This window comes from Thalassobius vesicularis, from assembly GCF_004799325.1.
GTDB classification, from domain to species: Bacteria; Pseudomonadota; Alphaproteobacteria; order Rhodobacterales; family Rhodobacteraceae; genus Thalassobius; species Thalassobius vesicularis.
In genome coordinates, this window is record NZ_SSMD01000005.1 from 336,294 (window position 1) to 343,136 (window position 6,843).

A 6,843-nucleotide genomic window follows, 5' to 3' on the forward strand; every position below is an offset into this window, starting at 1 on the left:
TCGGAGACTGGTATTTCCACCGAAATCGGTCTCTGAACGCCCCGCGTCTCTTTCCACCCGCCCTTCATGGAAATCGAGACGGATTCAAAAAGTGACGTCTTTTCAGCGATTTGATGAAATCCAACTACGCCGCAGTTGACCCCGGTTCGTCTGCTCTCGGTGCGAACAGAGACACCCGAAGGCGGCGTGGTAGTGCGAGATGGTGAGAAAGCCTTGGTAGGTTAGGCCACAACCAAGTCGGGCGACACTGCTCCCGCGACAGTGGTCGACGGATCCCAGACCAGTCATTCGCTGCAGCTTGCAATAAGGACCGAGATGCGGACCAAGCTGCCTTTCAATCCCTTCGCACGAATGTCTGCTGTCGGAGTGGAGCATTGATCATCGCTCTGAACCACACACAGGCAGTTTACTAGACGCCTTCATCTCTTTGAGTGACAGGTTCGAGCGAATGCTAGTCACACCGGGAAGACGCCGCAGCGTGCTGTCGACGAAGGCGCTGTAGTCGTCCAGATCGCGCGCGACCACGATCAGCAGGAAATCGTCCTCGCCGGTGGTGTTATGGCAGGCGAGGATATTGGGCGTGACCTCGATAATACGTTGGAACTCGGCGGTCGCGGCCTGATTGTGCTCTGAACAGCTCAGCTGAACGAAGGCCATGACGCCGAGCCCGAGCTTTCGGCGATTGAGGTGGGCTTGGTAGCCCTCGATGATGCCCGTCTCTTCCAGTTTCTTGAGCCGTCGCCAGCAGGGGGTTTCGCTCATGTTCAGGTGCTCAGCCAGTTTGGCGTTGGTCATGCGCCCGTCGCTTTGAAGCAGTTCGAGAATCTGTGCGTTGACTGTGTCGATGCTGGACAAGGGAAGAGTTTCCTCAATAATCCCTCATGTTGAGGGTTTTCTCCTCAAAAATATTACAAAAAAAGGCAGAATGGCAAGGTAATTTCGTCGCCATATGATAGCTTCCACTCAACCAGTCCATACAATCGAAAGATCTTGCCATGAAAGCTGTCCTGTTCGAAAAATTCCAAGAAGCCCCCAAGGTCGTAAACGTGGCGGACCCGTCACCGGAACCGCATGGTGTCGTCCTGAAGGTCGAGGCCACCGGTGTGTGCCGCAGCGACTGGCACGGTTGGATGGGTCACGACAGTGATATCGAGCTTCCTCACATCCCCGGCCACGAACTGGCCGGTGTGGTCGAGGCGGTTGGCAAGGACGTGAAAAACTGGAAGGTGGGCGATCGGGTCACGGTGCCGTTCATCTGCGGTTGCGGATCGTGCAGCGAATGCCATGCGGGCCACCAGCAAGTCTGTCTGCATCAGGAACAGCCGGGCTTCACCCATTGGGGCAGCTTTGCGGAATATGTGCCGATCCATCAGGCTGACCTGAACGTGGTCGCCTTACCCGAGACGATGGATTTTGCCACCGCCGCAAGCTTGGGTTGCCGGTTCGCCACCTCGTTTCGGGCCGTGATCGACCAAGGCAAAGTCAGCTCGGGCCAATGGGTCGCCGTGCATGGCTGCGGTGGCGTTGGTCTGTCCGCTGTGATGATCGCCGGCGCGGCAGGGGCGAATGTGATCGGGGTGGACCTCGATCCGGCGAAACTGGCTCTGGCCAAGGAGCTTGGCGCTGTCGCAGCCATTGACGGCAAGGGCGACGTGGTCGAGGCGATTAAGGAGATCACCAAGGGCGGTGCGCATGTCTCGCTGGACGCGCTTGGCCATCCTGCCACAATGACCAACTCGATCCTCTGCCTGCGGCCACGGGGCAAGCACATCCAGGTCGGTCTGATGCTGGGTGATCACGCTGCCCCAGCCGTGCCAATGCCCAAGATCGTCGGTCAAGAGATAGAATTGCTCGGCTCCCACGGGATGCAGGCCCATCGCTATGGAGCAATGCTCGATATGGTCGAAAGCGGCAAGCTGAACCCGGCCCGGCTGGTCGGCGACAAGATCAGCATCGACGCTGCCCCAGAGGCGCTGATGAACATGGACAAGTTCCAGTCTGTCGGCGCAACCGTCATCACGAGTTTCTGAGCCATGGACAAGATTACATTCATCGGCGGCGGCAACATGGCGTCGGCCATCATCGGAGGGCTGATCTCCAGCGGCTGGACGCCCTCACGGATCACGGTTGTCGATCCGAATGCCGATCAGAGGGATCGACTGGCAAGTGAGCACGGCGTCCACACAACGGACGATGTGGCCAGCGCCGCTGCCGCTGACATCATCGTGCTGGCTGTCAAACCTCAGGTCATTGCTGCTGTGGCCAAACAGATGGATGCAGACCTGTCTGGCAAGCTGATCCTCAGCATTGCCGCCGGGGTAACGATTGCATCGCTGGAAGGCATCTTTGGACCGGTGGCCATCGCTCGCACAATGCCCAACACGCCAGCCCTGCTTGGTCTGGGGGCGACGGGGCTTTACGTCAACGAGTGCGCGTCCGAAGCACAGCGTGTAGCGGCGAAAGGCATCATCGCGGCTTTCGGCATTTGTGTTGCTGTGGAACGCGAAGACCTTTTGGATGCTGTCACGGCAGTTTCAGGCAGTGGCCCGGCCTATTACTTCCTGATGATCGAAGAAATGATCAGGGCCGGAACCGCTTTGGGCCTGTCCCCGGAGGATGCCAGCGCGCTGACCCTGCAAACGGCGCTTGGCGCTGCCACCATGGCCAACAAGGGAGATGCGCCAGAGGTGCTCAGAGCCCGCGTTACGTCACCAAACGGGACAACCCATGCGGCCATTGTCTCGATGCAGGAGAACGGCTTTGGGGACGTGATCGCAAAGGCAATGACAGCCTGCCGCGACCGGGCCGTCGAACTGGGGAAGGCATAGCAATGATCATTCGATGGTGGCGCGCCGTGGCTGGATCTCAGGCCGTTCTTGACCAATACGCGGATCATTTGGAACGGACGACATTCCGGGAAATGGCTGAATTGCTCGGTCATCTTGGCGCGTCTCTTGCCGTCAAAGTGAATGGAACCGATTACGAACTGGTCGTGACCAGCCTTTGGTCTGACCTTGCCTCAGTGGGGCATTTTGAACAGGGGGCATTCGACGATGCCGTAGTGAAGCCGAGCACCCAGAAGCTTCTGAAATCCTTTGACTTGAAGGTTGAATACTTCGAGACGCTGGTAACAACAGGTATATTGGACAAGGGCTGACGCAAGATGTTTGAACAGGTTGAGGACTATCCCGTCGACCCCATCATGATCGGGGCCGACTATTTTGCAGCCGATCCCCGCAAGGACAAACTCAACCTGACGGTGGGAATCTATCAGGACGAACACGGCCAAACGCCTGTCCTCGAAGCCGTAAAGCTGGCCGAACAAAAGCTGGTCGAGACTCAGACCAGCAAATCCTACCTCGCCCTGACAGGGGACGCCGACTATTGCGGCATGCTGGGGCACGAGATCATGGGCGATGCCTTTGACAATGGCTGGGTGTCCGCACAGACCGCCGGTGGAGCTGTGGCCCTGCGGGTCATGGCGGACCTATTGGCGCAGATGCCCAAACCGCTCACCGTCTGGCTGCAAACACCGACCTATGGCAACTACATCCCGATCCTGACCGCGGCCCATGCACGGTTCGCGCAGGTGCCGTATTACGACCGGCTGAAGGCTCAGATCACCTTTGACCAAATGCTGGACGGGCTGAAAGCCGCCCAAGCGGGCGATGTCTTTCTCATGCAGGGGGTCTGCCACAACCCGACCGGCGCGGACATGACCGTCGAGCAGTTCGACGCGTTGCTCGATCTTCTTGAGGCACGCGGGATCGTCCCTTGGATCGACCTTGCCTATCTGGGCTTCGCCCAAAGCTGGGACGCCGATTGCGCCATGGCCCGCAAAATCGCCGGGCGGTTCCCCGAGTGCATCGTCTGCATCACCCTTTCCAAATCCTTCGGGATTTACCGCGACCGGGCGGGGGCGCTGTTTGTGAAGACACGGGCCGGCGACAGAGACCGTATGCACCGCGCCTTATCCGCAATCGTCCGCTCAGGCGCGTCCCACGCGCCGGATCATGGTCCATCAGTGGTACGCACGATCTTGCAAGACGACAGCATCAAGAGGCTTTGGCTGGACGATCTGGACCGGATGCGCGCGCGCGTAGCAGGGGTTCGCCAACAGATTGTCGAAACTGAACGCACACTTCTTGGCACCAATCAGCTTGCCTATATAGGGAAGCAATCCGGCATGTTCTCACTGTTGCCTTTGACCGATGCACAAGAGACAGCCCTGACGCGAGATCATGGCATTCATGTCGTGAAAGGCGGGCGCGTGAACGTTGCTCGATTGGGAGCGGATGACATCACGAAGCTGATCATAGCGATCTCAGACGTAACGTCCGCCAAGTAACGTTTGGCTTGCAGCAATAACGGTCAGCCGAAATAAATCCGGCCCGTCAACAAGGCAAAGCAGACGCTCGCACGAGCTGCAGCATCAGTCACTCTGGGCTCTCACCAGGCATTAGCTGCAAAATGCACGAACGTCCGCTCCATCTGAACCCGGAACGGTGCCTGCCTCGTTTGAGACCAAACGCCAGCCGTCAATCGAACACGCGCTCCACTTGCTCCGGCCAGCTGTCACCCGCCAGAAAGCACAGATCATACAGGCTGACCGCCGATGCCTCGCGCCCAAGGGTCAGCCGCTTCAGCACCTCCGGTGCCAGATAGGCCAAGCGAAGCTGGCGACTGACATGCCGCTCGGCCAGCCCGACCGCCTCGGCCAGTTCCTGGATGGTGGCGAACTCACCGGCCTCCAAGCGCCGCCGCCAGCCCCATGCCCGGCCGATGGCGCGCAGCACAGTGCTGAAATCGAACTGCGCCGCAGTTGAAGCGGGTTCATCTGCTCTCGGTGCGAACAGAGACACCCGAAAGCGGCGTGGTTGTGCGGGGTGTTGCCCGTGTCGGAGACGTACGTGGTAATTGTTAGTTGTCGCTTAAGTAGGTAAGCAGTCTACCTACGCAGCAGCCCCACTTGGACGTCGAGCAAGCGCACGCCTTCATCGACGAGCGAAAAGCCACGTGCTCCAAGGGTCCATCGAATGGCGACACCCTGCACAAGCGAGGTTAACAAAATGGCGATGTCTTCGGGGCTTTCGTCACCCTGCAGATCCCCTGACGCCTGCTGATCACGGATCGCAGAAACCAATCGGCCCTGATATGCTCCAAGGATCTCGCGAAACACATTGCGCAAGCCAGGATTTTCTACCTGCAATTCGCGGGAGAACAAGATTGAAGGCAAGGCCGGCGTGTGGGCAATGGCTGATAGCTGTGCTTCGATCAAAGCCTTCAATCGATCATTCGGCCCGGTAGCCAAGGTTTCTGCTGTAGTCCAGGCTGCCTTCAGCTGTTCCGCGATATCCTCGGCCACTGCCAGCCAGAGTTCGTTTTTTGTCGGGAAGTGTCGAAAGATCGCGGGCTGGCTGAGGCCAATGGCGCGAGCGACATCTGTTGTACTTAACCGATCAGGGCCAATCTCATCGGCCAATCGCAACACCGCAGCCACGATCTGCGTCTTTCGCTCTTCTGCGCTCTGTCGGCCAGACATTTGTCACCTCTTGTTAGTTATAACTCACTAACATATAAGGGAGACGCCAACAACTACTATCCCGAGTCTCCAGTCCAGTTACAAAGGTCCCTGCCATGCATGTCAAAACTGCCCCCTCCGGCTATTCTCGCCTACAAATAGGTTTACACTGGCTGGTCTTTGTGTTGATCGCCCAGCAATACCTCTTCAAGGGTGCGATTTCGGCCGCGTGGGATCGCGTGACTAACGGAATGGAAATCGGGTTCGATCCGCTCGTTCTTACCCATATCGCGGGCGGAGCTCTCGTCTTACTCTTTGCGATGTGGCGACTAGCTCTGCGCGCCCGGCGTGGCGTTCCGGAAGCAATTGAAGCCAACAAGCTGCAAGGTGCCCTCTCCAAACTCACCCATTTTGGCCTCTATGCGTTGATGATCCTGATGCCGATGAGCGGATCGGTCGCGTGGTTCGGAGGTGTTGAGGCCGCTGCGCAGGGGCATAATGTGATGAAAATCGTGCTATTGGCACTGGTCGCCCTTCATGTCGCGGGTGCATTCTACCACCACTTCGTTCTACGCGACGGCACATTGGCGCGGATGCGCCAGGCGAAGGGGTGAACTTATGCGCTTGGCACCTCTCTTTGCGGCCCCGCCCATCGCTCTCGGTATCGCTACAGCAGTCTGGTTGATTTCATCCGCTCCCGGACCAGCACGGGTCGACGGTGCGGTACCTGCACTGCCAGTCCGGGTTATTTCGGCCACGTCAGAGATCATTCGCCCCACCGTAAATGTTTGGGGCAACCTGCGTGCGGCCGAGGTCTGGGTCGCCGTTGCTGAGGTGCAGGGTGAGGTGATCTGGCGTCACCCCGACTTGGAGCCCGGACGCCTGGTCCCGGCCGGGACCGAAGTGCTGCGTATTGACCCTGCCGATTACGAGCTTGCATTGGCGCAGGCCCGGGCAGACCTAGCGGCTTTTAACGCTGAAAGCGCGCAGCTGGCTACCGAGGCGGCCAACACTACCCGGATCTTGGAATTAGAGCGCGAACGGCTGGCTCTAGCCGAAACCGACCTGGAGCGCATTCGCACGCTGACCGCACAGGGCACCGTCCCACAATCCCGCGGTGATGAGGCCGAGCGCGCGACGCTTCTGGCTCGCCGCACTGTCACCGAACTGGAAAACAGCCTCGCATTGATCCCGCCTCGTGAGGCCCGGATCGCAGCACAGATCGCACGCAGCGAGGCCGCCATTGCGCGGGCCTTGAGGGCGCTGGAACACACTGGGATAAGAACGCCTTTCGACCTAAGAGTCACCGAGGTCGGTGCCGA

9 protein-coding genes are annotated in these 6,843 nt (G+C 58.9%); 6 read left to right on the top strand and 3 right to left on the bottom strand.

Annotated features, from left to right (window positions below):
- Positions 1 to 378: 378 nt before the first annotated feature.
- The gene (locus tag E7681_RS12680) at positions 379 to 855 is read right to left on the bottom strand and encodes an Lrp/AsnC family transcriptional regulator (protein ID WP_136339669.1); all 477 of its coding nucleotides are present in this window, start codon (positions 853 to 855) and stop codon (positions 379 to 381) included.
- 140 nt (positions 856 to 995) lie between these two features.
- On the opposite strand from E7681_RS12680, the gene E7681_RS12685 reads away from it, so the two are divergent.
- Genes E7681_RS12685 through E7681_RS12700 form a run of 4 tightly spaced genes read left to right on the top strand, consistent with a single transcriptional unit; the run spans position 996 to position 4,348 of the window.
- A complete protein-coding gene (locus tag E7681_RS12685) occupies positions 996 to 2,030 on the top strand; it encodes a zinc-dependent alcohol dehydrogenase family protein (protein ID WP_136339670.1) in 1,035 nt (344 codons plus the stop codon).
- 3 nt (positions 2,031 to 2,033) lie between these two features.
- Positions 2,034 to 2,828: a pyrroline-5-carboxylate reductase gene (proC, locus tag E7681_RS12690; protein WP_136339671.1), complete on the top strand. Its 795-nt coding sequence runs from the start codon at positions 2,034 to 2,036 to the stop codon at positions 2,826 to 2,828.
- A gap of 2 nt (positions 2,829 to 2,830) precedes the next feature.
- Positions 2,831 to 3,157, top strand: coding sequence for a hypothetical protein (locus E7681_RS12695; RefSeq protein ID WP_136339672.1), 327 nt, complete (start codon positions 2,831 to 2,833; stop codon positions 3,155 to 3,157).
- 6 nt (positions 3,158 to 3,163) lie between these two features.
- A complete protein-coding gene (locus E7681_RS12700) occupies positions 3,164 to 4,348 on the top strand; it encodes an aromatic amino acid transaminase (RefSeq protein WP_136339673.1) in 1,185 nt (394 codons plus the stop codon).
- 190 nt (positions 4,349 to 4,538) lie between these two features.
- On the opposite strand, the gene E7681_RS12705 is transcribed toward E7681_RS12700, so the two are convergent.
- Entirely contained in the window at positions 4,539 to 4,862 is a 324-nt protein-coding gene (locus E7681_RS12705; protein WP_317654841.1) for a hypothetical protein, read from the bottom strand.
- Positions 4,863 to 4,948: 86 nt separating this feature from the next.
- The gene (locus tag E7681_RS12710) at positions 4,949 to 5,542 is read right to left on the bottom strand and encodes a TetR/AcrR family transcriptional regulator (RefSeq protein WP_136339674.1); all 594 of its coding nucleotides are present in this window, start codon (positions 5,540 to 5,542) and stop codon (positions 4,949 to 4,951) included.
- Positions 5,543 to 5,637: 95 nt separating this feature from the next.
- Here E7681_RS12710 and E7681_RS12715 point away from each other — a divergent pair, with 95 nt between their 5' ends.
- Positions 5,638 to 6,135 (top strand): cytochrome b, encoded by a 498-nt coding sequence (locus E7681_RS12715; RefSeq protein ID WP_136339675.1) that lies wholly within the window; start codon positions 5,638 to 5,640, stop codon positions 6,133 to 6,135.
- A 4-nt stretch (positions 6,136 to 6,139) separates the two neighbouring features.
- Positions 6,140 to 6,843 (top strand): HlyD family secretion protein (locus E7681_RS12720; protein ID WP_211089797.1); only part of this gene is annotated, 704 nt, incomplete at its 3' end.

Bases quoted from the DNA above. Each gene is read 5' to 3' on its own strand.
- E7681_RS12685 (WP_136339670.1), top strand. From the start codon at position 996: ATGAAAGCTGTCCTGTTCGAAAAATTCCAAGAAGCCCCCAAGGTCGTA.
- E7681_RS12700 (WP_136339673.1), top strand. From the start codon at position 3,164: ATGTTTGAACAGGTTGAGGACTATCCCGTCGACCCCATCATGATCGGG.
- E7681_RS12715 (WP_136339675.1), top strand. From the start codon at position 5,638: ATGCATGTCAAAACTGCCCCCTCCGGCTATTCTCGCCTACAAATAGGT.
- proC (WP_136339671.1), top strand. From the start codon at position 2,034: ATGGACAAGATTACATTCATCGGCGGCGGCAACATGGCGTCGGCCATC.
- E7681_RS12710 (WP_136339674.1), bottom strand. From the start codon at position 5,542: ATGTCTGGCCGACAGAGCGCAGAAGAGCGAAAGACGCAGATCGTGGCT.
- E7681_RS12695 (WP_136339672.1), top strand. From the start codon at position 2,831: ATGATCATTCGATGGTGGCGCGCCGTGGCTGGATCTCAGGCCGTTCTT.